This window comes from Paenibacillus sp. FSL R10-2788, from assembly GCF_038003885.1.
GTDB classification, from domain to species: domain Bacteria; phylum Bacillota; class Bacilli; order Paenibacillales; family Paenibacillaceae; genus Paenibacillus_AQ; species Paenibacillus_AQ odorifer.
This window is the reverse complement of record NZ_JBBOQA010000001.1, coordinates 2249022-2274713: the sequence shown is the minus strand read 5'-3', so window position 1 is coordinate 2274713 and position 25692 is coordinate 2249022. Positions and strand designations below refer to the sequence as shown.

At 43.5% G+C, this 25692-nt stretch carries 18 protein-coding genes, 1 tRNA gene and 1 other annotated feature; of the genes, 4 read left to right on the top strand and 15 right to left on the bottom strand.

Going from position 1 to position 25692, the window contains the following annotated elements:
* Window positions 1-4: 4 nt before the first annotated feature.
* The 4 genes from NSQ50_RS09785 to NSQ50_RS09770 all read right to left on the bottom strand — a co-directional run bounded on the left by NSQ50_RS09785 (window position 5) and on the right by NSQ50_RS09770 (window position 4939).
* Window positions 5-3109, bottom strand: coding sequence for a PAS domain-containing hybrid sensor histidine kinase/response regulator (locus NSQ50_RS09785; protein ID WP_076223280.1), 3105 nt, complete (start codon window positions 3107-3109; stop codon window positions 5-7).
* 205 nt (window positions 3110-3314) lie between these two features.
* Complete coding sequence (locus NSQ50_RS09780) at window positions 3315-3872, bottom strand: DUF2812 domain-containing protein (protein ID WP_036679361.1); 558 nt, start codon at window positions 3870-3872, stop codon at window positions 3315-3317.
* Window positions 3869-4198 (bottom strand): PadR family transcriptional regulator, encoded by a 330-nt coding sequence (locus NSQ50_RS09775; RefSeq protein WP_036679357.1) that lies wholly within the window; start codon window positions 4196-4198, stop codon window positions 3869-3871. The genes NSQ50_RS09780 and NSQ50_RS09775 overlap by 4 nt, the downstream gene beginning before the upstream one ends.
* A gap of 657 nt (window positions 4199-4855) precedes the next feature.
* Window positions 4856-4939, bottom strand: a tRNA-Leu gene (locus NSQ50_RS09770).
* A gap of 238 nt (window positions 4940-5177) precedes the next feature.
* Between NSQ50_RS09770 and NSQ50_RS09765 the strand changes: the two genes are divergently transcribed.
* Window positions 5178-5939 carry a methyltransferase domain-containing protein gene (locus NSQ50_RS09765; protein ID WP_036679355.1) on the top strand — a complete coding sequence of 254 codons (762 nt, stop codon included), beginning with the start codon at window positions 5178-5180 and terminating at the stop codon, window positions 5937-5939.
* A gap of 91 nt (window positions 5940-6030) precedes the next feature.
* Here NSQ50_RS09765 and NSQ50_RS09760 read toward each other — a convergent pair whose 3' ends face one another.
* On the bottom strand, window positions 6031-7209 hold the full coding sequence (locus NSQ50_RS09760; RefSeq protein WP_249267669.1) for a CynX/NimT family MFS transporter: 1179 nt from the start codon (window positions 7207-7209) through the stop codon (window positions 6031-6033).
* Between the two features lie 286 nt (window positions 7210-7495).
* Here NSQ50_RS09760 and NSQ50_RS09755 point away from each other — a divergent pair, with 286 nt between their 5' ends.
* Entirely contained in the window at window positions 7496-9211 is a 1716-nt protein-coding gene (locus NSQ50_RS09755) for an ABC transporter ATP-binding protein (protein WP_036679350.1), read from the top strand.
* A 339-nt stretch (window positions 9212-9550) separates the two neighbouring features.
* Here the strand turns inward: NSQ50_RS09755 and NSQ50_RS09750 are convergent, their stop codons facing one another.
* Window positions 9551-11866 carry an endo-1,4-beta-xylanase gene (locus NSQ50_RS09750; protein ID WP_076140909.1) on the bottom strand — a complete coding sequence of 772 codons (2316 nt, stop codon included), beginning with the start codon at window positions 11864-11866 and terminating at the stop codon, window positions 9551-9553.
* Between the two features lie 190 nt (window positions 11867-12056).
* On the opposite strand from NSQ50_RS09750, the gene NSQ50_RS09745 reads away from it, so the two are divergent.
* Window positions 12057-12644: a hypothetical protein gene (locus tag NSQ50_RS09745; protein ID WP_339192878.1), complete on the top strand. Its 588-nt coding sequence runs from the start codon at window positions 12057-12059 to the stop codon at window positions 12642-12644.
* A 19-nt stretch (window positions 12645-12663) separates the two neighbouring features.
* Here the strand turns inward: NSQ50_RS09745 and NSQ50_RS09740 are convergent, their stop codons facing one another.
* The 3 genes from NSQ50_RS09740 to NSQ50_RS09730 form a co-directional block, all read right to left on the bottom strand.
* On the bottom strand, window positions 12664-13095 hold the full coding sequence (locus NSQ50_RS09740) for a hypothetical protein (protein ID WP_143760477.1): 432 nt from the start codon (window positions 13093-13095) through the stop codon (window positions 12664-12666).
* A 209-nt stretch (window positions 13096-13304) separates the two neighbouring features.
* On the bottom strand, window positions 13305-14750 hold the full coding sequence (locus NSQ50_RS09735; RefSeq protein WP_036679344.1) for a DEAD/DEAH box helicase: 1446 nt from the start codon (window positions 14748-14750) through the stop codon (window positions 13305-13307).
* Between the two features lie 86 nt (window positions 14751-14836).
* Window positions 14837-15490 carry an HD domain-containing protein gene (locus NSQ50_RS09730; RefSeq protein WP_036679342.1) on the bottom strand — a complete coding sequence of 218 codons (654 nt, stop codon included), beginning with the start codon at window positions 15488-15490 and terminating at the stop codon, window positions 14837-14839.
* A 352-nt stretch (window positions 15491-15842) separates the two neighbouring features.
* On the opposite strand from NSQ50_RS09730, the gene NSQ50_RS09725 reads away from it, so the two are divergent.
* Window positions 15843-17123, top strand: a complete 1281-nt coding sequence (locus tag NSQ50_RS09725) for a histidine--tRNA ligase (protein WP_305953504.1) — start codon at window positions 15843-15845, stop codon at window positions 17121-17123.
* A gap of 166 nt (window positions 17124-17289) precedes the next feature.
* Here NSQ50_RS09725 and NSQ50_RS09720 read toward each other — a convergent pair whose 3' ends face one another.
* From NSQ50_RS09720 to NSQ50_RS09695, 6 genes are all read right to left on the bottom strand, one after another.
* The gene (locus NSQ50_RS09720; RefSeq protein WP_038569767.1) at window positions 17290-19323 is read right to left on the bottom strand and encodes a methyl-accepting chemotaxis protein; all 2034 of its coding nucleotides are present in this window, start codon (window positions 19321-19323) and stop codon (window positions 17290-17292) included.
* Between the two features lie 196 nt (window positions 19324-19519).
* On the bottom strand, window positions 19520-20509 hold the full coding sequence (locus NSQ50_RS09715; RefSeq protein WP_052097453.1) for a bile acid:sodium symporter family protein: 990 nt from the start codon (window positions 20507-20509) through the stop codon (window positions 19520-19522).
* A gap of 177 nt (window positions 20510-20686) precedes the next feature.
* Window positions 20687-21640: a radical SAM protein gene (locus tag NSQ50_RS09710; protein WP_038569765.1), complete on the bottom strand. Its 954-nt coding sequence runs from the start codon at window positions 21638-21640 to the stop codon at window positions 20687-20689.
* Window positions 21641-22189: 549 nt separating this feature from the next.
* A complete protein-coding gene (locus tag NSQ50_RS09705) occupies window positions 22190-23110 on the bottom strand; it encodes an AraC family transcriptional regulator (RefSeq protein WP_076223285.1) in 921 nt (306 codons plus the stop codon).
* A 44-nt stretch (window positions 23111-23154) separates the two neighbouring features.
* Window positions 23155-23961 carry a class I SAM-dependent methyltransferase gene (locus NSQ50_RS09700; protein WP_076223287.1) on the bottom strand — a complete coding sequence of 269 codons (807 nt, stop codon included), beginning with the start codon at window positions 23959-23961 and terminating at the stop codon, window positions 23155-23157.
* Window positions 23962-24023: 62 nt separating this feature from the next.
* Window positions 24024-24255: a binding site (T-box leader), on the bottom strand.
* 62 nt (window positions 24256-24317) lie between these two features.
* Complete coding sequence (locus NSQ50_RS09695; protein WP_076223289.1) at window positions 24318-25568, bottom strand: stalk domain-containing protein; 1251 nt, start codon at window positions 25566-25568, stop codon at window positions 24318-24320.
* Between the last annotated feature and the right edge of the window lie 124 nt (window positions 25569-25692).

Sequence of the window (25692 nt, the reverse complement as noted above, 5' to 3'; positions counted from 1 at the left end):
TTTGTCAATGATGCTCACCTAAACGAATTTGGGCAGACCATTCTCTTAATACCCGGTCGAGCTCTTTTATCGAGATGGGTTTAGAAATGAAATCCTGCATTCCAGCACTAAGACACATCATCTTATCTTCATCTCTTGCAAAAGCTGTAGCCGCAATGATAATTGGTGTCAGCCCAAGCTTCTCACGTATGATTCCCGTTGCTTCTATTCCATCCATAATAGGCATCTGAATATCCATAAATACCAGATCATAATGATTGGAAAGCACAGCCCGAACCGCTTCCTCACCATTTAAAGCGATGTCAGGAACATATCCCCTCTTTTTCAGATAAGCCTGCATAAGCTGCTGATTCACAGGATGATCTTCTGCAATAAGAATGGACATCGGTCCATACTCACCGGTAGTTAACTCTTTAGCAGCAGATTTATCATTTCTGACCACATCTGTTGAGGCGTTGACGGTCACTTTCTGATCCCATTCCTCTTTGGGTAGAGAGACTTCCACTGTAAAATAAAACTCCGAGCCTTCATCCTCACAGCTATTGACACCGATAGATCCGCCAAGAAGCTCGGCCAGCTTTTTACTTATGGCAAGTCCAAGCCCAGTTCCACCATATTTACGATTGATCGACGGATGCAATTGCGAGAAGGATTGAAATAATAAACCTTGGCTGGAAACTGGAATCCCCAATCCTGTATCTTTTACGATAAATTTCACGATAAGATTTCCGGATGCCTCTGAAGCTTCTAACATAACAGAGATACTGATTTCACCTGTCTCCGTAAATTTCACTGCGTTCCCAACCAGATTTACGAGAATTTGACGCAATCTCGCCCCATCAGTCATGATGACGGCTGGAAGCTCAGGAGATAGCTCGCTAGTAAGTAAAAGCCCTTTCTCCTTAACCTTCGGATAAAACAGTTCACAAACGTTTTGTATCACTTCATGCAAATCCACCATTTGTAGTTCAAGCGTCATCATGCCTGCTTCAATTTTGCTGAAATCCAGCACTTCATTCAGAATGTGAAGCAATGCCTCACCGCTTTTGTTAATGATCTGTGTGTAGTAGCTTTGCTCTTCATCCAGCTCCGTCCCAGATAAAAGATCAGCCATCCCAATAATGCCGTTCATAGGCGTGCGCAGCTCATGGCTCATGATCGCTAGGAACTCCGATTTTGCCCGGTCCGCTTCCTCCGCAGACTCCTTCGCCCGCACAATCTCCTTCTCCTCCGTAATATCTCGAAAGACGACAACCGCCCCAATCCGTTCATCACCATCAAACAGTGGGGTCATTCGATATCTGACTAAAAAGCTTGAACCATCCTGCCTCCAAAACACCCCCTCCCTATCTTCAATAGTGAGATTACTGGAGCGTGAAGGAAGCAGCGTCTTCTGAATTCCTGTAAAAGACTCGTTATCCAGCCAGGTTTGGTGAATCGCATGAAATTTGCTGTTTCCCCACTCAGTAGGATCGAATCCCAACATAGTAATGGCTGCTGGATTAATGAACATCGTATTGCCTTCAAGGTTCATCCCAAATATGCCTTCAGAGACCGAATTCAAGATCAGCGCATACTCGTTACTTAATTTCTGTATTTCTTCAAAATGACGCGTACGTTCCCCAATGTCGCGGGTTACACAGACAAGCTCCTGATTCCCGCAGGTCTCAGAGTAAATATACCGCAGAGTCGTTTCTGTCCAAATAAAGGTTCCGTCTTTGCAAAAAAACCGGAGAATAACAGGCTCAAGCTTCTTCCCTTCCATACAATTGCTGAGATATGAAGTTAATTTGATTCTGTCCTCCGGATGTATGTAATCAATCCCTCTAGTTCCGCACATTTCTTCTGGTGCATAGCCAAACATAGTCTGGCAGATGGGTGAGGCATACAGATAGGTAAAGCTCCCGTCCGCTGCATTACGTGAAATGAAGTCCATAGAATTTTCTGAGATCAGACGATAGTTCTGCTCACTTTCCCGCAGTTGTTCTTCCATTCGTTGACGTTCGGTCACATCCTGGGCTATCCCGCTGATCTGCAGCAGTCTTCCTTCTTCATCTGTAATCACTTCCCAGTGCACATCCAGAAACTTCAGCTCTCCATCCGCACTATGAATACGGACCGTTGCTTCGCCATTAGTCCCATTCTCCATGGATTGATGTACTAACTGTTCAAGTCTGATGAAATCGTCAGGATCAATGCAAGCAAAAACACGTCTGTAATCAAAATAAGACTGATTGCTCTCATCTTCCAAAAAGCCAAAAATATTACGCATCTCTCTGGAAACCGTCAGCCGTGATTTTGTCATATCCCATTCCCAGGATCCCATCTTCGCAAGGTGTTGAGCTTTAGCCAGCATATCCTCGTATTTCTTGCGCTGAGTAATATCGCGACCAATGGTTAATATCTGTTTAATGTTCCCCTGCTCATCACGTACCACTTGGGAAGAACTCTCGATCCACAAATAATGTCCATCTTTATGACGGGCTCTACGAGTAAATACGTCCATATCCGAATATAGCTTGCCTTGTTCAATCATCTCAAGAGCATCATCTACGTGATAATACTCGGGTCTTTTGGTACCTATCATTTCTTGTGCAGAATAACCTAACAGCAGCTCCACTGAGGGAGATACGTAGTGCAGTGTTCCGTCAGGATCGCCAAAAGAAATCATATCCGGTGTATTTTGCGTGATCAAATTATATAAATGCTCATCTTCCTGAATCTTCTGTTCAGCAAGTTTTCGGTCAGTGATATCCGTTAACTCAGAAATCAGGACATAGGGTTCACTGGAATTCTCCTGATAGATTAAAAATATATGTTGGGCTACCCAGATGATTTCGCCATCCTTACGCAAAAACCGCCGTTCTTTCTCCAATGCAGTCCCAGGCTCAGCTAGCAGATCGTTCAGGATAACGGAATGATCGTTATTAGTTTTATCTTCCGGATACACAAGATCCAGATAATTTATATTCAAAAGATCTTCTTCTGCATAACCAAACATTTGGCATAGCGCAGGATTCGATTGTAATAACGTCCCGTCCTTCGGAGAGACTACCGCAATCCCGATAGAAGACCGTAAGTATAGCTGCTTAAAAAGAAAATCAGACACCTGTAAGCCTCCTCTTTTGAAAATGGGGGACTATATTAACAAACTTGTAATAATTTCAGTATACCTTTTTTTCGGTAAATAAGCTTGATAGTTGAGTCCTAAATGATAGACTGGTAAATTTCGCAGTAAAACTGCGCAAAAATAAACAGCAAGTCTCCCTTTGAAAAGGAAACTTGCCGTGTGTGCATGTTACAACTCTAAAGTCCTATTCTATTATCAAATTTTCCAGCTGAAGCTTCTTAATTTTCTTACGGATAGGTGCACCAATAATTAAAAAAACAAGACCTAACAAAATCAACATTCCGCCCATTATTACGTTTACTATACTGAGATCCTGTGATGAAAAAGAATAATTTATTACACCAATCATCACATTAAATAGACCTAAAATCAACTCTAGCCACATTACAGATTTCCATAACCTGTTGATTCGCTTATAGTGTTTTATTCTGGATTCCAGATCTGTGTAAATATCAAACGGACCTTCTCCCGACTTCTTTCTAAGGTAAACCCAGCGCATGTAAGTACTAACACAATCTATACCGTTTTCCTCTAAAAACTTGAGATATTTGATGCTATCCGGATGATCAGGCATGTTATCTAAAAGCTCAATTCTATACGTGTACTCATTATTGGGGGTCTCTGTAAACACATATTTGCACCAAGATAATTCTGATAGAGCCATCCCCTTCGCAGACATTTCATTAAGCCACTTTTCTTCCTTCTCATAATCCCAAATCAGCTTGCGAACCACATGTTTCATTTGGATTCACCTCCAGCTATTCTCTTCCCATTCGCTATCAATTCTTCCAGACGGATAATCTCTCCCTGAATCACTGACTTTCCTAAGTCGGTAATTTCGTATTCTTTTCGACGGGAACCTTGCTCCCCTTCCACTGCTTTTATCCAGCCTTTTTCCAGTAAAGTGTTAAGTGCTCCGTATAAAGTGCCCGCGCCCAGATCAACCCGACCGTTACTTAAGTCCTTCACATTCTGCATAATTGCGTATCCGTGCATTGCTGTATATAGAGACAATAAGATATAAAATACAGCTTCAGTTAATGCGCCTCTTTCTGTGCTTTCAGGCATCATTTCATCCCCATTCTATTACTGTTGTCGATATATCGGCTTCCGTAATACCATTATTACGGAAGCCGATATAATTGTCAATACAAAAACACCCATTTTATTCTTCGCAGCGATTATGAGCGCAACAAAAAAACCGCCCAGCACTTAGCTAAGGACGGATTTGTTGGGGGGGCTACTCAGCAGATAGATACTCCCACCGTGCCAACTATTCCTTCCTCATTATGATGTATCGGACTCAGATGCAGCTATTTCCGAAAAATAGCGTGTTTTAGCTTACGTTCGGACTCAGATGCAGCTATTCGTCACCAAACACTCGCTTTTCACACGATTCCTTAGCAATAAGCGCTATGCAGTCCGAAACCCCTGTAAAATGTGCCAAATATCAATAATAACGGCCATACGGTCCGTTAGTTTAACACCGTTCACCTAGGTTCCGTTTATGGACCTAAAGAACACCATGCGCTCTGGCGGTGACTGTATTTAGAGATAGTTTCGTTAATTTGTTTGAGAACGCTGAGATTCATCAGTTGGATGCTATTGATCTACATGACTGCTGCTCAGCTACATAATTGCTAATTTAGCTACATGATAATTGCAAATAAAAAAGCCCCCAAATCGCCATAGGAGCGAATTTAGGGGCTTTCTATTAAGCTATGATGCGGTCAAGAGGACTCGAACCTCCACGATATTGCTACCACTGGCACCTGAAGCCAGCGCGTCTGCCAATTCCGCCATGACCGCGTATTATGTAACTGGCGACCAAAACCGCCTGTACATAATACTATACTCCCTTTGCATATAAAACGCAAGGTTTTTGTATTATTGAATTGGGCTATATATAGACCTCATAGGCACAACCAATCAATATTATTCAGTTTATATATTTCTATTATAAGATCTCATATGGTACAACATAGATAAAGTATGGCGTTATGACGGAGATGTCTGAATAATCTATCAATAGAAAGGATGAATACTTATGAACCAGCAGTGGAATACCCAAACCTATGATACTGATATGGCCTTTGTGTCTCAGTTTGGAGAGTCTTTGATTGAGCTGCTTCGCCCACAGCCTGGCGAACAGATTATCGATTGGGGCTGTGGAACCGGAGATTTGGCGGCAGCCATTGCTGCTAGAGGCGCCACTGTGACAGGTATTGATGCCTCTGCCGAAATGATTCAGACAGCCCGTGACAAACATCCCCATCTAAGCTTTGTCTTAGCTGATGGGCAAACTTATGTCGCGGAACAGCCAGTCGATGCTGTGTTCAGCAACGCTGCCCTTCACTGGCTAACAGACGCAAACGGAGCGGCGGCGTCCATCGTTGCCAGCTTGCGGGTAGGCGGCCGTTTCGTGGCCGAGTTCGGTGGACTGGGCAATATTGCTTCCATCGTCGCTACACTTCCACAAGCTTTTGCAGTCATTGGCTGTAGTCATAAGCTGCATTTGCCCTGGTACTTCCCCAGCATTGGCGAGTACGCAACTCTACTAGAGAAGCACGGACTGACCGTGGACCTCGCTCTTTGTTTTGACCGGCCAACACCACTGGAAGGCTTGGAGCAAGGATTTCAGCGGTGGTTGAATACTTTTGCCGATGGAATCTTAAGTGTGCTCACACCCATTGAACGCGCAGAAGTTCTCTCTTCTATGGAACAGAAACTGAAACCCACGCTATATCAGGACGGCCGCTGGGTAATGGACTATCGCAGAATCCGGGTTGTTGCTTACAAACGAAGCTAATATAGATGAGAATTACTGCCCATGTTCAATAATCAAAAAAAGAGTGCACTGGCGCTTAGTACGCGTTAGTACACTCTTTTTACACGGGATCCTATTTTCTATCTCCAACGTACCGATCACTGCCAGCACCAAGTCCGACAACCATCAACAGCACACTTGCACCCAGCAGTAAAATTAATGGCACCGTCCAGCTGTTCGTTACATCATGCAGCCAGCCGAATAATGCCGGTCCCATTGCTGCCAGTACATAACCCACAGATTGGGCCATTCCTGACAGCTCCGCCGCTTCTTGCGTACTTCTTGTTCTTAGACTGAAGAACATCATCGCAAGACCGAAGGCAAATCCTCCGGCAATACCAAAGCATATCGCCCAGACAGCCATTAAAGCGCTGCTGCCTTGCCAGATGCCACCTAATGCGATGAAATAAAGAACAGCAGTGATTATAACTAGAATACGTTGGTTTTTCATCCGGCCTGCCCACAGCGGTACGAAGAAAGTAAAGGGTAGCTGTGCCAATTGCATGAGCGAGAGAAACCAACCCGCATTACTCGACGACATTCCCCGTTCACCGAGGAGAACCGAAAACCAGGCAATAAAGACGTAATAAAGCAGTGACTGTAAGCCCATAAAGATCGTGACTTTCCAAGCAAGAGATGAACGCCACATATTTTTGCTTGAGGCTGCACTCTTAGAGCCGGTTCCTTGATTAAGCTTACGCATTTGCGGAATCCAGAACACTGTTGCTAGAGCTGCGATCATAAACCAGATGGCCAAGGTCCCTCTCCAACCGAATCCAGCATTCGTTGCCAGCGGTACACTAATTCCTGAGGCAATAGCTGCGCATAAATTCATAGAAACCGTGTAGATACCTGTCATTAGCCCGATTTTGTGAGGAAACTTCCCCTTAATAAGACCTGGAAGCAGTACATTACACACGGCAATAGATAATCCAAGTATAGCAGTACCTGTGAACAACAGACCTGCTCCAGATCCCGAGCGAATTAGAATTCCCATAGCCAGCATGACCATGGCAACTAATAACACATTAGCCAAACCAAAACGGCGGGCCAGCTTTGGAGCAAACGGGGACAAGATGGCAAAAGCTAATAATGGTAAAGTAGTAATAGCTCCCGCTAAAGTATTGGATAAGCCGAGGTCATCCTGAATCAATTGTATTAATGGACCCACAGAAGTAAATGGAGCCCGCAGCGCTGCAGCGATAAAAATAATTCCCAGCACAAGCAGCCAGCGATCATATTTGCTATCCATTAAGCTATTATTCTGAATCTGTCCTTCGCGTTGTGATGCTTTCATCGTGTATCCTCCTAAATTACAAACAAATAACCCCGCCAAGCAGAAAGCTTGTCAAGGATTTGAAATATTTTAAACACTATGAACCATCATCTACTATTCTATTAGAAGTTACAACCCTTAAGTAATTTTATACCCGAATTATTGACAAAACCGCTGGCCATCTTTAGTATCCATATCATCGGGTAGTTGAGAATTAATTTCAATTGGACTCATATTTAAACCACAGAAAAGAGTGAACAGAATGCTTCGAAGGTTTTTTTCCTACTATCGTCCGTATAGAAAACTATTTATATTGGATTTCTCCTGCGCTGTTTTTGCGGGACTGCTAGAACTGGCTTTTCCGGTAGCCGTCAATAAATTTATTGATGATTTGCTTCCTGGTCAAGATTGGCCGCTTATTCTTATCGCTTGTGTTGCGCTGCTGGCGATTTACGCCTTAAATACGGTGATGCAGTATATTGTCACCTACTGGGGTCACATGCTGGGCATAAATATCGAAACTGATATGCGCAAAAAAATGTTTGACCATATTCAGAAACTCTCGTTCCGATTCTTTGATAATAATAAAACAGGCCATCTAATCGGACGAATCACCAATGACTTAAATGATATCGGCGAAGTTGCGCATCACGGTCCTGAGGATGTATTTATTGCAATCATGACCCTTGTCGGAGCCTTTCTCCTAATGGCTGATATTAATCTGAAGCTGGCGATCATTACTTTTATTATCGTTCCAATTATGGCTTGGGTAATCATCTACTTCGGGCGCAATATGACTTCCACTTATCGTCAGCTATTTGGAAATGTAGGCAGTTTCAATGCCCGTATCGAAGACAATGTCGGTGGGATTCGGGTCGTGCAATCTTTTGCCAATGAGCAGCATGAACAGGAACTATTCGCAGTAGATAATCAAATGTTCCGCAAAACAAAACTTCTGGCTTATAAAATCATGGCTAGAAGCTTGTCCGTCAGCTATATGATGACCCGCCTCATTACTATCCTGGTGATGATCTGCGGCGCATGGTTCTTCATCAATGGCGAGCTGCAAATCGGTGAATTTGTGGCGTTTATCTTGTTGTCGAATATCTTCTTCCGCCCTATCGAGAAAATCAATGCAGTAATCGAAAGTTATCCTAAAGGAATTGCCGGCTTCAGACGTTATCTGGAGATCATTGACACGGAACCTGACATCAGTGACAAACCGGATGCCGTGGAGATCAACGCTTTGCGCGGTGACATTACATTCCAGGATGTATCTTTTGGATACGAAGAGAATCGTCCGGTTCTGCAAAATATAAGCCTTAACGTAAAGGCTGGCGAAACCATTGCCTTTGTTGGACCGTCCGGCGCAGGTAAAACAACAATCTGCAGCCTGCTTCCGCGCTTCTATGATGTCACAGCCGGGGCCATCACGATTGATGGCATCGATATCCGTGACATGAAGCTGGAATCGCTGCGCAAACAAATCGGGATCGTGCAGCAGGATGTTTTCCTGTTCTCCGGGACAATTCGCGAGAATATTGCCTATGGGAAACTGGATGCAAAGCTGCCTGAAATCTGGGAAGCCGCGCGACGTGCTCATCTGGAGGAGCTCATTCAGAATCTGCCAGATGGAATGGAGACAGTCATCGGGGAGCGCGGTGTGAAGCTGTCCGGTGGACAAAAGCAGCGCCTGGCTATCGCTCGCATGTTCCTCAAGAATCCGCCGATTCTGATTCTGGATGAAGCTACTTCCGCGCTGGACACAGAGACCGAAGCCGCGATTCAGCAATCCCTGGCTGATCTGTCCGTAGGCAGAACCACACTCGTCATCGCTCACCGTTTGACGACGATCAAAAATGCCGACCGGATTATGGTCGTGAATGAAGAAGGAATCGCTGAGCAAGGCAGACATGAGGAATTAGTCCATGCTGGTGGAATTTACAGCCGTCTGCATCAGGCGCAATATAACTTTTAAAAAGTAATTTGCCACAGCTGGGCAAAAATGAAGCAAGCCTAGTCACCATGTTTTTGGCGACTAGGCTTGCTTTTTCGCGTAACTCCTCTATTTGCAGCAAACGTGATGCTTGATTAAGGAATTCCTCCCTGATTTTCTTTGGTTTTTTGCTCTAATCCTTGCAATCAGGGAAAACCTCCCGCAAATTCACCCCTATTTGCTCATAATAGTGGAATTCAGGCGATATTTAGGGAGGATTTCCCTGAAAAGCTAAGTAACCAGCATAAATCAGCTATTTTCAGGGAGGTTTTCCCTAAAAATTAAAAACGGCACAATTAAAGCTCAGTTCCCCTAGTTTCGCTATTGCGGCTCTGTTCCCCATACCAGCACTCCGTTCCGATAAAGGGTCACCTTGTTCCAATCCGCATAAGCGGTCTGAAGTGAATTAAACGAATAATCATTGGCCTCGTTAAAATTGCTCCAATCTGTCTTGTGTATCCGGGTCTGAATATCCCCGGAAGCACCTCCAGCTGCAAGCATGCCCGCACCTGCGTTGAATTTCACTTCCAAATAGTAATCTGCTCCCGTTCGAGGCGTGTCCAGCTTTACAAAACTACCTGCTACCTTGCTGTTGCCGATCTGGGCATAATCGCAGAAAAAGGATTGCGGCTTGTCTCCATCGATCGTATACCAGTAACGGATGCTCAGCTCGCTAAGATCGACTGCAGTTGTGCCGTTATTTTTAATATTAAAATAGGGCTTCATCTGGTTGTCATTTGGGTTAGTATCCGCTGTCCGATACGCCACTGCAAGCCCGGTGAACGGTTCGACAGGCCCCGAGCCTTGCGGTGTAGCCATCGCTTGTACAGAATTGCTGCTCGTACCCGCACTATTGACAGCATTCACAACATAATAATAAGTCGTTCCGTTCCTAACGGCCGCATCGCTATAGCTCGTCCCGGTAGCCGTAGTCAGAGTGGTATAAGGGCCACCACTCGTAAGTGACCGTTTCACCGTATAGGAAGTTGCGCCCGCCGAGGTGCTCCAGCTAAGATTCACGAGCCCATTGCCTGCAGCTGCATTCAAGTTAGCAGGAGCAGCTGGAACTACGGGAGCTGCCACTGTCTCCAATACGGACCAGTAGGCCGGCTTAGATTGAAGGCGCTCATCAAATAATAAAGGCCAATTGTTGCGGGCTACCGGATAAGTGCGCAGCCAAGTATTACTGTCATCCTTCCCCCAGAGAGTAACATTCGTGACCGTATCCGTGTGCCTCAGGAAGATTTCAAATAATGATTTGTATAAAGCCGCTTGGCGCTGCTTCAAATGATCAGGGAAGGTCTCATAGGCTTGTGAATTATCAGAATACACACTAATATCCAGCTCAGTAATATGAGTTTCCAGCCCTAAAGCCTTGAACTTGATAATCGAATTTTCGATTTCAGAGAGCGAAGGATAATACAAGCTGATGTGCGTTTGATGCCCTACTCCGTCAATAGGAACCCCTTTAGCCTGAAGTCGTACAATCAGATTGTATAGTGCTTGGCTTTTGGCTGGCTCATGCGTATTGTAGTCATTGATGAATAGTTTTGCGTTAGGATCAGCTTCATGAGCGAACTGGAACGCCTTCTCAATATACTCTTCACCCGCGATCTGGTACCACAGGCTGCGGCGCATGCCATCAGATTGCGAAGTGTCAATCACTTCGTTGACGACATCCCAAGCATAGATTTCACCTTTATAACGTTCCATAACGGTCTTAATATGACTCTTCATCCGCTCATATAACACCGTTTTGGAGACCAAATTACCACTGGCGTCACGGAACACCCAATCCGGTGTCTGCGAATGCCAGACCAGGGTATGTCCACGTACCTGCTGCCCATTTGCGGTAGCAAAAGCTACTGCCGTGTCAGCGTCAGCGAAATTAAACACACCTTCCTGCGGCTCCGTGCTGTCCCATTTCAGAACATTTCCTGGCGTTACACTATCAAAATGCTTGGATAACAATTGCCGATCCGGAGCTGTCAGCAGCTCACTATTCGTAAAAGCCGAGCCGATCAGAAATTTGTTTGCAAACACATCCTTCAGCGAAGGAATCGCATCCTCGATGACAATTGGACCGAGATCCGGTAGCTTTTCCAATCGAAAATCATCCAAATAAAAAGAAGTTGTCGCGCTACCCGGCACTTCAAAATAAATAGAAAGTTGATCTGCCGGCTCCAATAGCTTGTACTGCGCCTGAAGCTTCACCCAACCGTTCGCTGTCACTGCACCAAAGGTCAAATTGTCATAATGAATGGTAGAAGGTAATGTCCGCTGCAATGACATATAGATATTCGCGTTAGATGATCCGGCCGGCAGCTTCACCCATCCAATAAACACATAAGTTTGTCCCACTTCTAGCTGGCTAGTCACATCCAGTGAAGGTCCATGCCACGTTTTTGTTCGGCCGCTTACCTCCAGGCCATATGTGCCGCTGCGTGCCGCATCTGTTTTGGCCGTAAGCACCTCAACTTCCCCACGTCCACTCCAGCCCTGAACAGTACCATCTTCAAAATCGCTTTGCTGAATAAGCGTGTTCTCCGCATGTGCGGGTGCAGCCCAATACACAGGTACAAGCAAACATAAAACCAAAACAAAATTAAGCGCTTTCAAAAAAGTTCCTTTTTTCATCGCTTCGATTCTCCCTTCTGAATTAGGTTCGAACCTTATTGCTTCGTTTCTTCCTGTCCCCGATACCGCTCGGGCCACACCACCTTCCTCATAAAAAAATCAGAGCCTATCCTCAGGAGGAACCAAGCTAGGCAGGTCATCCGTGAAGTATGGGCTCTATATCGCCATAATATCACATTTGTTTCCATTTATGGAACTAAAATTAATTATTTTCGATCTTATTTTACTTAAGCTGAACGGATCTGCGTTATCAGATCCGTTTAGCGTCGAAAAAACCCAAGAGACGACACCATTATGGTGTTGTATCTTGGGTTACATAATATGCTGGCTGAATGTACGGGATTTCTACCGTTCATTTCGCCACTTCCAGCTGGATCAGCTCATTATACGGGAGTTATACCGTTCATTTCGCCACTTCCAGCTGGATCAGCGCATTGTACGGGATTTCTACCGTTCATTTCGGCGTTTCCAGCTGGATCAGCGCATTGTACGGGAGTTCTACCGTACATTTCGGCGTTTCCAGCTGGACCAGCACATTGTACGGGAATTCTACCGTACATTTCGCCACTTCCAGCTGGATCAGCGCATTGTACGGGAGTTATACCGTACATTTCGGCATTTCCAGCTGGATCAGCTCATTGTACGGGAGTTATACCGTTCATTTCGCCACTTCCAGCTGGATCAGCTCATTGTACGGGAGTTATACCGTTCATTTCGCCACTTCCAGCTGGATCAGCTCATTGTACGGGAGTTTTACCGTTCATTTCGGCATTCCTAGTGCGTACAAGAAAATTATGCTAGTCAGCTATTGATTTTTCTTTCGTTACTATCATGATCAATAGTAAAAAAATCAAAACTAGTTGAATGCCTAAATATATTATAGGGAAAAAATAAATAAGACTTATCTGATCAAAGTCAGGCTTCATATCAAAAAACCTTAAATCAACAACCCCTGAACCTCTAGACTCTTTTCCTTGTAATTCTTTTAAATAAAATAGAATTCTCGTGCTAGGAACAATACTAATAACTAACCAAGAAATGTTGTACCTAAGCTTTTGCGTCTTTAAAGCTATCTTGCAAGACACATTCAGAAGAATTATTGGTGCTGCATACATTATAAACATTTGTTTTACTACTTCTACTTCCAACTTCCCCGTTTTCATTCCCAAAAGGTAGATAATTATTAAATGTAAGAAAATAACAATGGTAACTTGTAGGATTGCTTTCATCCTTGTGCTTCTAGATTCAGCTTTCAATCTATCACCTCTCACAAGTTATATTCTAATTTCTATAATTTCACAACGAAAACATAGAAATGCTGAGATAAAACAACAAATTAAAGAAGGAGCCGTGTAGTGAACACGACTCCCTCTTCCTATAAACCGCCTCAGTAGCGGCATATTTGCAAGGAGCTTAGCAATAAGCTGTCATCCTTGATTTATTTTTTCGCAATATGAACCTTCAGCTGCTTGCCCTTTACGGTGGTCTCTCTCATCGCTTGCAGCACCATTGCGCCTTTACCGTTCAAAATATCCACGTAGGTCACATTGTCCTGAATCGAGATAATCCCGATATCTTCGGCGGAAATACCTTCAAGCTTTGCTATTGTGCCGACAAAATCCACGGCTCTTAGCTTCTTTTTCTTGCCGCCGTTGAAGTATAGCTTCATAATCTCTTTGTTTAAGCTTTCGCTTTTGTCCTTTTTGCGGACAGGCTGCTTATTGATCTTCTGCTCGAACGCTTCCTTTGCGTAGGCAACTGCGTCGTCCGAAGGAGCTTTCATATGCGGAATGCTGAAGCCAATATAGCTTTCAATTTCAGTTACCCACTTCTGCTCATTCGGAGTGACAAAAGTGATCGCTTTACCCGTCTTGCCTGCACGCGCGGTTCTGCCTGTACGATGCACGTAGCTTTCTTTTTCCAGTGGAATATCGTAATTAATCACATGGGTGATATTCTCGATATCAATCCCTCTAGCCGCCACATCGGTAGCGATTAAATAGCGGAATTGCCCTCTTTTAAAAGCATTCATGACCTCAAAGCGCTCATCCTGCTCCATACCCCCATGGATCTTATCACAAGGATATTCCAGATCCGCCAGTCCTCTGAATACAGCATTCACCTGCTCCTGCGTACGGCAAAAAATAATACAGCTATCCGGATTCTCCACCGTTATGATATCGCTTAGCAAAGAGAATTTGGCAGCTTGTCTCACTTCAATCAACGCATGTTCAATCGTAGCCGTCGTAATTCCACTTGCCTGAATCTCGATATCCGTTGGATCGTTCATATATTTTCGGCACAAATTCTTAATGACTTCGGGTAAGGTAGCTGAGAATAACATGGTTACTCGTTCTTTGGGCAGCTGCTTGATGATCTTCTCGATCTGCTCAATAAAGCCCATGCTCAGCATTTCGTCAGCTTCATCGATGATCAAATATTTGATTCGATTTAGCGGAAGTGTGCCTCTTTCAATATGGTCAAATACGCGTCCAGGCGTACCTACGACAACATGTGTTTTTTGCGTAAGCTCTATCTTTTGGGGGGCAAAGGGCTGCTTGCCGAAAAGAGCAACTGCCTTAATCCGTTTAAAACGTCCGATGTTCGTAATATCCTCTTTCACCTGCATCGCAAGCTCTCGAGTTGGCGTAAGAATCAAAGCCTGCGGCTTATTCTCCACCCAATCCACCAGATCGCAAAGCGGAATACCATAAGCTCCCGTCTTGCCACTGCCTGTTTGCGATTTCACAATCAGATCCTTTTGCTGCAAAGCCACAGGAATTACCTTGCTCTGTACCTCCGTAGGTGTCATAAATTTCAGAACATCCAGTGCTTTAATTATCTCTTCGTCTAACTCATAATCTCTAAATTGCAATTCACTCATCGTTCAACCTCTTCTATGCCGATTGTTCTGGTTAAAGCGGAAACTCCGCGATCCTTCCATCTTGTGCATACTTATCATTATAACAGTTATTGGCGTCCTTGATTCCATTCCTTATAGAACTGGTCCAGAAAATTCAACATGAAATCATGCCGTTCTTCCGCTAACTTGCGTCCATAAGCCGTATTCATTAAGAATTTTAGTTTCAACAGCTTCTCATAAAAATGATTCACAGCCGTCCCCTTGCTATAATCCCTGTATTCCTTTTGCAGCGACTCCTCGCGTGGAGCCACTTCTGGATCATAAGCCGGACGTCCCTTTGCACCTGAGAAAATAAAGGTTCTGGCAATGCCAATCGCGCCAAGTGCATCTAGTCGATCTGCATCCTGCACCACTTGACCTTCCAGAGTCTGCATAGGTTCTCCTCCACCACCACTAAAGGACATCGTTTCAACGATCAGCATGATATGACGAATTTGCTCCTCCTCTGTAAGGTTTGCCGTGAGCCAAGTGTGGACTTTAAGCAGACCTGCTTCTTTTGACGGATTAAGCTTCTCGTCTGCAACATCATGCAGCAAGGCTGCCATCGTACAGATAAACACATCCGCACGCTCGATCTCAGCAATTTCACATGCCGTGCTGCGGACCCGATGGGTGTGCCACCAGTCATGACCCGTAGTATCTTGTCCCAGTTGTTCTTTAACAAATTCTTCCGCCCGGGCTATTATTAAAGGTTGATTCATCGTCAACAAGCTCCCTTCGCCTATGAAATATCGAAGCCCTATTATAGCTGATTGCCTGTCCATTCGCCTACTAAAAATCTTCGTTATAACAAATTCTTACTTGCACGACTCCAAATGATCCGCTATAATCGGCAGTAATCAAAATGTCGAAGGGAATTGATTCTGATGAACACCATAACAATCATGCTGAATCAACTTCATTATTATCACAAACAGCGTTAGCAACCCTGAATTTCTCAGGGAGGCTAACGCTACTCGCGTTGGCCTCCCTGCGGCATAGATCACGCGCAGGACCATGAGGTCCTGCGCGTTTTTTTATTCTCTAAACTATGCCAATTCAAAGGAGCTACTAATGATGCAAAACATTAAAGGAACTTATGATTACTTCGGAAAAGAGCAGGCGCTCAGAAAGAACATTCAAAATACGCTGCAGGATTTGTTCGAACTCTATGATTTTGAATCCATGGACACCACATTATTAAATGAACTGGATTTATTAACCTCGAAATATGCAGGTGGGGATGAAATTCTCAAGGAGATGTACCAACTCACCGATCAAGGCAACCGCAAGCTGGGCTTACGATATGATCTGACCATCCCTTTTGCCAAAGTGATCGCTTTAAATCCTGGAATAGAGTTTCCCTTCAAGCGTTATGAGATCGGAAAAGTATTCCGTGATGGTCCCGTGAAACGTGGGCGCCTGCGTGAATTTCTGCAATGCGATGTTGATGTCGTTGGTATTTCAGGACCTGAGGCGGAAGCTGAATTGATGCAGCTGGCCACAGAAGCTTTTCGCAAGCTGGATATCCCGATCATCCTAAAATGGAACAACAGACGTTTTCTCGGTGAGATTCTGGAATCGATTGGTGTACCTGCTGAGGACCAGCTGTCCGTTATGCTAACCTTGGATAAATTAGAAAAAATCACCCTCAGCGGCGTGAAAAATGAATTGATCAGCAAGGAAATCAAACCTACAACCATCACTGCTATCCTAGAGCTTATCGAAACGGACAATCCAAGCTTTGAGCAGTTATGCGAAAAATATAGTCTTACCGGACAACCGGGAGCGATGGAGGTTCTTGTCCTGCAAAAGCTGCTCCAAGACATTCAGCTGCAACAGACTTGTCGTTTCGATCCTTTTTTGTCCCGCGGGCTTTCTTTCTACACTGGAACCGTCTACGAGATCTTTGATGCATCCGGCTCCTTTACCTCAAGCTTGGGTGGTGGAGGCAGATATGACGCTATCATCGGACAGCTGGTGGGCAGAGAGGATATTCAATATCCTACGGTTGGCTTATCTTTTGGTATGGAGTCTATCATGGCGCTCCTTGCAGAACGTCCTATCCAAGAGCACAAGACAGCAGAAGTTATGGTCATTCCGATTGGCGAGACGCTCCCACAGGCTTTAATTGCAGCCGCCGAGCTCCGTGCCTGTTCTATCCGAACCACTCTGGTATCCGGTAAAAGAAAACTTAAAAAGCAACTCGCCACAGCCTCATCCAAAAAAATCCGTTACGTTATTCTGATCGGCGAGAGTGAATCCAGTGTGGATAAGGTGCGGCTGAAGGATATGAAGGAACAAACAGAGGTTATAGTTCCATTAGATGAAGCCATCTACCTTATTACTGGCTAAACTACTGCCTGATATTCTTTTAGAAAGATTCGCATAAAAAAAAGACCCCGCCGGCGACCGGCGGGGTAAAGTCTATATATAAGGGAGGTTATACATGTACTATAACCCTGCAAGCTTAATATTTTATGAAAAAGAGATAAGGATTCCCTTAATTCTTTTCAAACCCTTAGATCTTAAACTTATCTACTAACCCCTGAAGCTCTTTGGCACTTTGAGTATTTTCATCGGCCATAGTAACCTCCAGGAATGTTTTTTCCACGATATCCGCCGTTTTCACCGCGATATCCTGAATCCCTATAGCTCCTTCGTTTACTGTAGCAGCTACTTCATTAACGGCAACATTAATACTTGATATGGCCATACTCAAATGATCGGCTGCGCTCTCGAATTGTTTTAACAGCGTATTTACAGTAGCAGCATCACTGTTGTATTGCTGACTTACCTCAGTTAATCGTTCATAATCTGCTAGAACATTCTGGTCAATAAAAGAAAGTAATGCCTCAGAATTCTCCTTCATGGATTCAACAGAGGAATATACACCTGTTACCACACCTTGAATTCCAGCCGCAATCTTAGACGATTTCTCAGCCAACTTCCGAATCTCACCAGCTACAACCGCAAAACCTTTACCTGCCTCACCCGCTCTTGCCGCTTCTATAGCTGCATTCAGGGCCAGCAGATTGGTCTGACTGGCAATGGATAGAATCGTATCTGTCAGTACATTAATCTCTGCAATCGCGCTCGACTGCTCAATCGCTTTTTCCATATCGATTCGCACGGATTCATAAATTTGTTTAGCATTCGTCGTAGATTCTGTTGCCTCATCTTGGAGAGTCAGCGCCCGCTCACTAATTTGTCTAGAAACGGCAGCGCCTTCCTTCACATTATTGGTGATCCCGGATACATTGTTATCAATTTCAGTAATTGCTGCTGTCATTTCCTCTGTGGAGGCTGCGGTCTCTTCCATACCTGCCGATAGCTGCTGCGTAGTCGCTGAATTATCGTGGGCATTTTCCCGCACATCTATAGACAGCTTCTCCAGCGTTTCTGCATTTTCAAGCACTTTGGACGAGATCGTAATTAAGCTTCCAGCCATCTCACGAAGTGTAGCCCGGGTGCGGAACATCGCTTTGGCGATCGTCCCTGTTTCATCTTTGTTTTTAGTCAAATACTCATACTCTGAGTCATGCGTCAAATTCAATTCTGCCGTTTTATTAATCATGTCCGTTAGTTTAACAATCGGAGAAGAGATTTTTTTAGCAAAATAAAGAGCAATCAGCAAGGCAATAATCAAACTTCCCACACCAAGAAATAAGTTGAAATTTCTCATATCAGTGACAGGTTTCACGATTTCATCAAGGTCTGCGGTTAATACAAGCAACCAGTGCGTCTCAGGCAAAACTGTATAGGTAGATTTTTTTTCCACACCATTATATGTATTATTTAGCAGGCCATCCGCTACCTTCTCACCAGATTTCACACGCTCCATAACAGCTGCGATCTGCGTATTCTCAATAGGCTGACCAATTTGTGTTTTATCCGGATAATATAATTTATTGCCGTTCTCATCCAGTAAATAAGCGTAAGAGCTCGTCGTGTTTACCACTTTGGTATCGGCCAAATACTTAATCATACTATCTGCGGAAACAGCTGAAGCAATAAATCCAATCATCTTTCCATTACTCTTTACGGGCTGTACAAAAGCCACTACATAAGCTCCTGTAGATTTTGATTTCAGCGTTTCACTGATCACAGGCTCAGCCGTCTCCATTACTCTTTTCGTATAATCTCTTTCACTAAAATCTGTCCCTATAAGCTTAGTATCACTGTCAGCCACACTAATACCTTTCATATCACTGACAAGAATGTGCTCAAGGTTCCCTGCTTCCTCCACAATGCTTTGAAGACTGGCGTTCACCTCATTCTGAAGCTTATCACCTTTGCTAACTCCACCATTCCCAGCTTGCAGCAGTAGATCAACAATTTCCGAGCGGCTCGCAATAAGCTCTGTGCTTCTCTGCTCTTTTGCTATCATGGCTGATATGGTCTGAGCTTTGTTCGTATTGACCTGCTTCATAGAATTCTCAGTAAGATTCACAATCGCCTGAGTTGATTTCAAATACGTAAATATCCCCATTACAGAAATACATAAAAGGGTCACACCTATCATAACAAGTGATAACTTTAGGCGAATCTTCATATTCTTTTCATCCTTCCGACTCCTTGTTCATTTGCGAACAATGAAATTGTAAATAATACAATTACTATCGGGTGGCAAAGTTGAATAGTGAATATAAATCGCGCAAAAATAAGAAATATATCATAAAATGTCGAAAATTTTCATGTAAATGAATAAAATATCACAGCTTTTAGGTCATATATCCTTCACAAACCGGCTAACAAGACCTATCATCTGTCCTAGAAGAAGCAGAGGGTTCTATCTGAGAGGCAGTATTCACTTGCATTAATGCACCCTCACTTAACAGTCGTTTAGTTCTACTACGTAAAAATAGACCAGACATCGCAGCGAGTATTTGTTGGAACAACATCCCCGAAATTACTGGAAGCGCGACAGCAGGAGGAAAATATTTCACTGCTAATACAGCTCCCGCACTTAAATTCCGCATACCCGAATTAAACTGCACCGCCACGGAATCTTCATAACTAAAGCGGAAACGGCGTGACACCAAAGCTCCGATTACATAGCCAAGCACAACGGTTATGAAGGTCACTCCAATTATGATCGCTAATTTGCCATCCGGATGTTTCAGATAACGGGCAATGCTGGCCCCATTAATAGAAACAACTACAAATAATCCGACTTTAACAAATGGAGCAAGCGGCGGTCCACATACCGTATTGACTTTCCCTTTTGTCCATTGATTCAGCAGCATCCCAACTACAGAAGGAATGACTACCATCCATAGCAGCCCTTTCATCATATCACCTAGCTGAATTTCCACACTCGCTCCCATCAGCAAATATAAGGTACCCGGGACAACAATTGGCGACAAGAGCGTATCAATCAGAATAAGGGCTAATGTCAATGCAATATTTCCTCCGTACATCGACACCCATACCACACTTACAACACCTGTAGGAATCGCGAACAGCAATACATAACCAGTCACTGTATATGGATCTCCCGGAAAAAAAGCCATGGCTGCAAGCCAGCCGATCAGCGGCATTACAATATGTAAAATTACCATTAGAATAATCAGCTTCTGGGGTTTCAGAAGTACCCCTAGCAGGTCCTTTAGGTTGGACTTCAAGCTACCGATCAGCGTCATTACAGCGAAAATCCAGGGCACGAGACCTGTGAACGGCAGCAGTCTGCTTTCGTTAAGCACACCGACCACGATGGCTGTGGGTGTTAATAACGGCATAATCTTTTCTAGAACAACATTAGATTTGATAAGTCCATTTCTTATATTAGCAAACACTTGGCAGTACACCTTATGTATGAAGCTCATACATTCCTTATCTGTGTTTTTTATTAAGTCTACCATAAAAAATAGGAACCAATTCTTAAATTGGTCCCTCGAAGTAATCTATATAGAGTGTTAAACTTCTATGCCTTGTGGAAACAATGCATCCAGCGCTGGGCAAGGTTGCTTATCCAAAAACTGTGCCAATGGCGCTGGCATATTATTGTATAAATCTTTTAGTGAAGTTCCTTGATAAATGTTGCCGATAATCACCGGATGGCAAAGCTCTGAAATCAAAATGTCGCCATTTCCATGCAAATGAAGCTGCTTCTTCCCCTCTATACAGTGAGGAAAATACACACCCGGCTGCTCTTCGAACCCAAGGGCGTCCATAAAGCGGTCCATGCAGGTGAAATACAGAATCGTATCTTCTTTCTTCCGTGCGATCAGCTCACTCACTGCATTCTTTAATTGTTCCCGCGCAGCAATCGACTTCCACCCTGTATGATCCATGATAATACTGTTCTGAATTTCATGTGTGCGCACGCCCATTGCGTAGACATGATCGCTGATCTCCTTCATATTATCCTGGGTTTCACTGAACAGCAGCGTCTCCAGCACAGTATCTACACTTGTTGCGGCGAACAGGGTAATATTTTCTCTTATTTTCTCATAAATGCTTGGATGAATATTATAATATTTTGAGAAAGCTTCCGCAGTAGTAAAATTGAAGGAAATATGTATGGTCGTTAATCCTGCGGAAACCAATTGGCCAATTCGTTCAGCATTTAAAAGACTGCCGTTGGAATTCAGTTGTGTCTGAATCCCTCTGGATGCGCAGTAGGTTACAATTTCCACACAGTCATCGAACTTCAGCGTCACTTCTCCACCTGATAAACGTACTCTTTTAAGGCCTGGAAGTTCGTCCAGAATGCGGATGACCTCTTTGGCTTTGATGCTTTGTCCATCATTTCTATTATATGCACAGCAATAATCGCAGCGGAAATTACAGTTCGAAGTTACCCCTATTTCTAACCCTTCCAGCTCATAAGTAAGCGGTTTGTCGAGCTCTAATGCTTTATATCTCATACTCTAAAGTCCTCCTGAAAAATAATGAATTTAGTTCAAAAGTTCAACCTTAGAGATTATATAGGTTTATGGCTTAGGTTAATGTGAGTTTTATAACATTCGGATTGCACGGTTTGATTAACGAATACTGATCTGCCGCTGCTTATTTCCAGATTTCTATGATCTCACTTGATAAACGAATCCATTGAACAACACTCAAATTTTCACCATAATCGTAGTCGGAAGCGCATGCGTAATCACTTTCAGATACGCGTAGTAACCTGTAACGGACTCCAGTGCACCTATTGACCGAAAAAACGCCCAATAAGTGCCTTTTGCAATGAATAGCGTCAGCGGAGTCCGAAATCATGTTTTGATAGCTGATAACATACAAATAACGTCATCCGAGTCCGGAAGCCTCGTGGAGTGATGGATAAACCGATACGCATTCAGGCATATATGTTACAGGTTATCTTCAAACTGGTGAAACCTATAAAACCTGGGGTTATGGGCTTTACTACCATTTCGTCCATCGAGAATGGAACTGTAATCGAGTAGTAGAGTTTGTTTTTAATGTCCACCGACACTTTTTATAGGGATATAAAGATCAACTTTTGCTTTACCTTCAGGGTCTGTATATGGATCATTCATACAAAATTCGAGCGCATACCGATCATCCGGTTCATAATCACTATTAGGTAGCCATTGACCGTACACACTTTGATAGGCAATAGCCAATTTGTCGATCGTATCATAAAACGGATATAAGGCATAAAGACCACCAGATAAAGTTTTGAACTCTACGCTCGGATCACCCTCTTTAACAAACTCTTCTGGAATGGTTATGCAGGCATCATATCTACAAGAGTATTCGTCAGTCACGCTGGGATCATCTAAAGAAATACCAATGAAGTATTCTGTTGAGGGTAAATCATTTTTCTCAACCCACTTGCTGAGTGTTCCCCATGCCTTATACGTTTCAAGATAGCTGCCAACATGCCTTACGTATGCCACTTGATAACTTGGAAGTTCTTTTACCTCAATGTTCATTTCCCATACTCTCCTTAAAAAATTATTTATGTTGATACTCACATCATAATTTTTAGAAGGAGACAATTCTTCCTGATTATTGCTGGACATTAACTGATAATTGCTATGTTCTTGCATTGACCTTCTCATCTCGCTTGGGGTTGTCTTAAACAGTTTCCTAAAGGATGAATTAAAACTTGAGATGGAACTAAAACCGCATAGAATTGAGATATCTAGCATGGTTTTATTGGTTGTTTCAAGATAGGTAACCGCGTGATGTAGACGTCTTTCCGTCAGATAGGTCATTGGTGTTTTATTTGTAATTGCAGAAAAAACTCTAGAAAAATGATACTTAGAAAAATTAGAAACTTCAGCTAGCATTTCTAGATTTATCTCTTGATCTAAGTTGTCCTCGATAAAATGAAGAACCGTCTGAATACGCACCCTGTAATCATTGTTCACTAGACCTACCTCAATCCCGTGATGATAAAATGATTTTTCCTTATTTATTTCCTTCGCCCTATATACAACAGATGAGAGGAAATCCCCAAAATGGATGGATCCTTTGCTGCGTTAATGAGAAATTCAAAGAGCTCCTCATGCTCACCCCGGTCTGTCCAGTATTGTTTCTGCTCATTTGTCAGTAATGCTCCGAGGCTAGAAGAACCAATTAAATCAATGGTTCGAAATCCATTCTCCTCCATGAAAGGTTTTATATCCTCAATATTGAAGTAATAAGCTCCCGTAAACCTACCTTCATCTTTATGATTAAAAATCCCGCTATCATAAAACTCTTGTATTGAATCCATGTTGTCATTAGGCTTCCAATGTTGTGGGAACTGTAAGGATGTAAGAGTCATTCTCATCCGACTTTGAAAGGCTACAAATACGATGCCATTCTTCCTTGTCACACGAAACAATTCCTTAACTGCTAAAATCCGATCCTCTTCTTCTTGCAAATGATATAAAGGGCCTAACATCAGAGAAGCATCAAAGCTTTCGTCAGATATTCCCTCTAAACTAGTTGCATTCAGCACATGAAAACCTTTAAATTGCTCAGTTAATCCTAATTCATTAACCTTCTGCTGAGCTATTTCAACTAACTTAGGGGTAAGATCCGATAACGTTACGTTATAGCCCAGCTTCGCCAGCTCCATGGCATATTTACCGGGCCCAGCACCATTATCCAGTATAGATTGTGCGGTAGTTAAATAATGTTTTATATAATGCAGATTAATGATGAACTCCAGCGGCTCCCTATCCAATCTTCCCCACTCATCAAATTGGGAGTAATAATCAATAATATTGCCCATTACCAAAACACCCACCTTCAATTGTATTTTTTCTGTAGAGAACAGAAAAAACCTATCGCCTCCAAAGAGGCGATAGGTTTAACCTTCGCGGTACCACTCTTTTTGATCGTTGCGTATTGCTTATAATAAACAACGAATCTTAGAACCCGATTACGGAGGGTTAGCCGTTAAGATCTACTGAGGTTCGATCTTACCGCTCATGGGTGAGTTGGGGAACCTACTCCGCTGTCTTGCACCAACCGGCAGCTCTCTGGGCAGTAGTTATTCCTTAATACTCCCAATCATTACGTTTATTCCGTATTGTATTTTGACCTAGTATATATTTAGAAATTATTCCCTGTCAATACAAATTCCACTTACAGCTCTACTGACTTCCCCATTTCGTTCCAGACAGGCTGTCCGATCAGACCTAAACGCCAGATCGCAATTCCTTTAAGGCCATAACGTTTAGCAAGTCCTACCTTCGAATTCACTGAAGATTCGTTTTCGCTATACACAGAGATCCCGAGGATCAGCTTATCCTTACTCACTTGCTGAAGCGCAAGCCGGATGCCTTCATCAACTAAACTCATCGGCTCTGGAACTTTTTTCTCTTGATAATCGTACGCCATAATGACCAAATCATCTGCAAGTGTTCCTAAAGTTTTGTAATCATATCCTTTATAAGAACTATTTAATGGATGAAGAATAACGGTAAGTTTAAGTCCTACTGCATGTGCTTTTTGTGATAGGTTTTTCACAAAAGCATTGTAATCTGCTTGCACCTTCGCCTTATCACCTGTTAGACCTAGGCCCTCCAGATCCAGGGTAATGCCTTGGAATCCTTTTTGCGTTGCAAGATCTACGATTCCAGTAATCGTCTGTTCTTGAAGCTGCTTATCTTCCAGGTTCTTAGTTAACTCTGATGCGGTATCTCCAGAGAAGACCATCAGATAAGGAGCTGTTCCACCTGCCGCTGCATTCGTGACAATCGATTCTGGTGTTACGTCACCAGCCGCCTGAGGCCATTTGAAATCAGTCCCCGTTGTGGTGAATTGCCCGCTTTTATCAATCCCACTCCAACCAAAGGCCACAGCATCAAAATTAGGAAGTAAGGAAATCTCACTATAAGAACTCAGAGCATAGAAACCAAGAGTGTACAGCTCAGTCTTCGGCGAAGTAATAGATACGGTCTTCGTAGATTGATTCCAAGCTACACCCGCACCAAACTGCTGGCCGAAGAAGCTAAGGGGAATCATCGTTGTATCCCGGATCGTCTGCGGAGCAACTCCTAACTTCACAACCGCGCCGTTAACACCTGCATTTTTGCTGCCAAGGGTCAGGGTTACCACTTTGGTCCCTGCAGTATCTGTTTTGGTAGCCGTAATTTTCTTCTGCGCTTGATTCCACTCGACATTAATTCCCAAAGCTTCAGATATAGCTCGGAATGGCACCATCGTTGTTCCGCTCATCACAACAGGTTCTACTGGAAAGGGTAGTGGATAACCATCCAGCACAATACTAACTCCACCAGCTGTGGCTGCCTGTGTGGTATTGTGGAATAAAGCCGTGGTGCCTCCTAGCGAAATAGCCAAACATAATACTAATTTACCGATTCGCTTGTTCATGAATGATAAGTCTCCCTCTTCTATGATATGAAGTCTAATCTTGTAAACTCTTATATGTCCTCTACCATTTTACCAAAGATTATCCAATTGTAAAATTAATAGATTGTCATCTATGAGCTGCGAA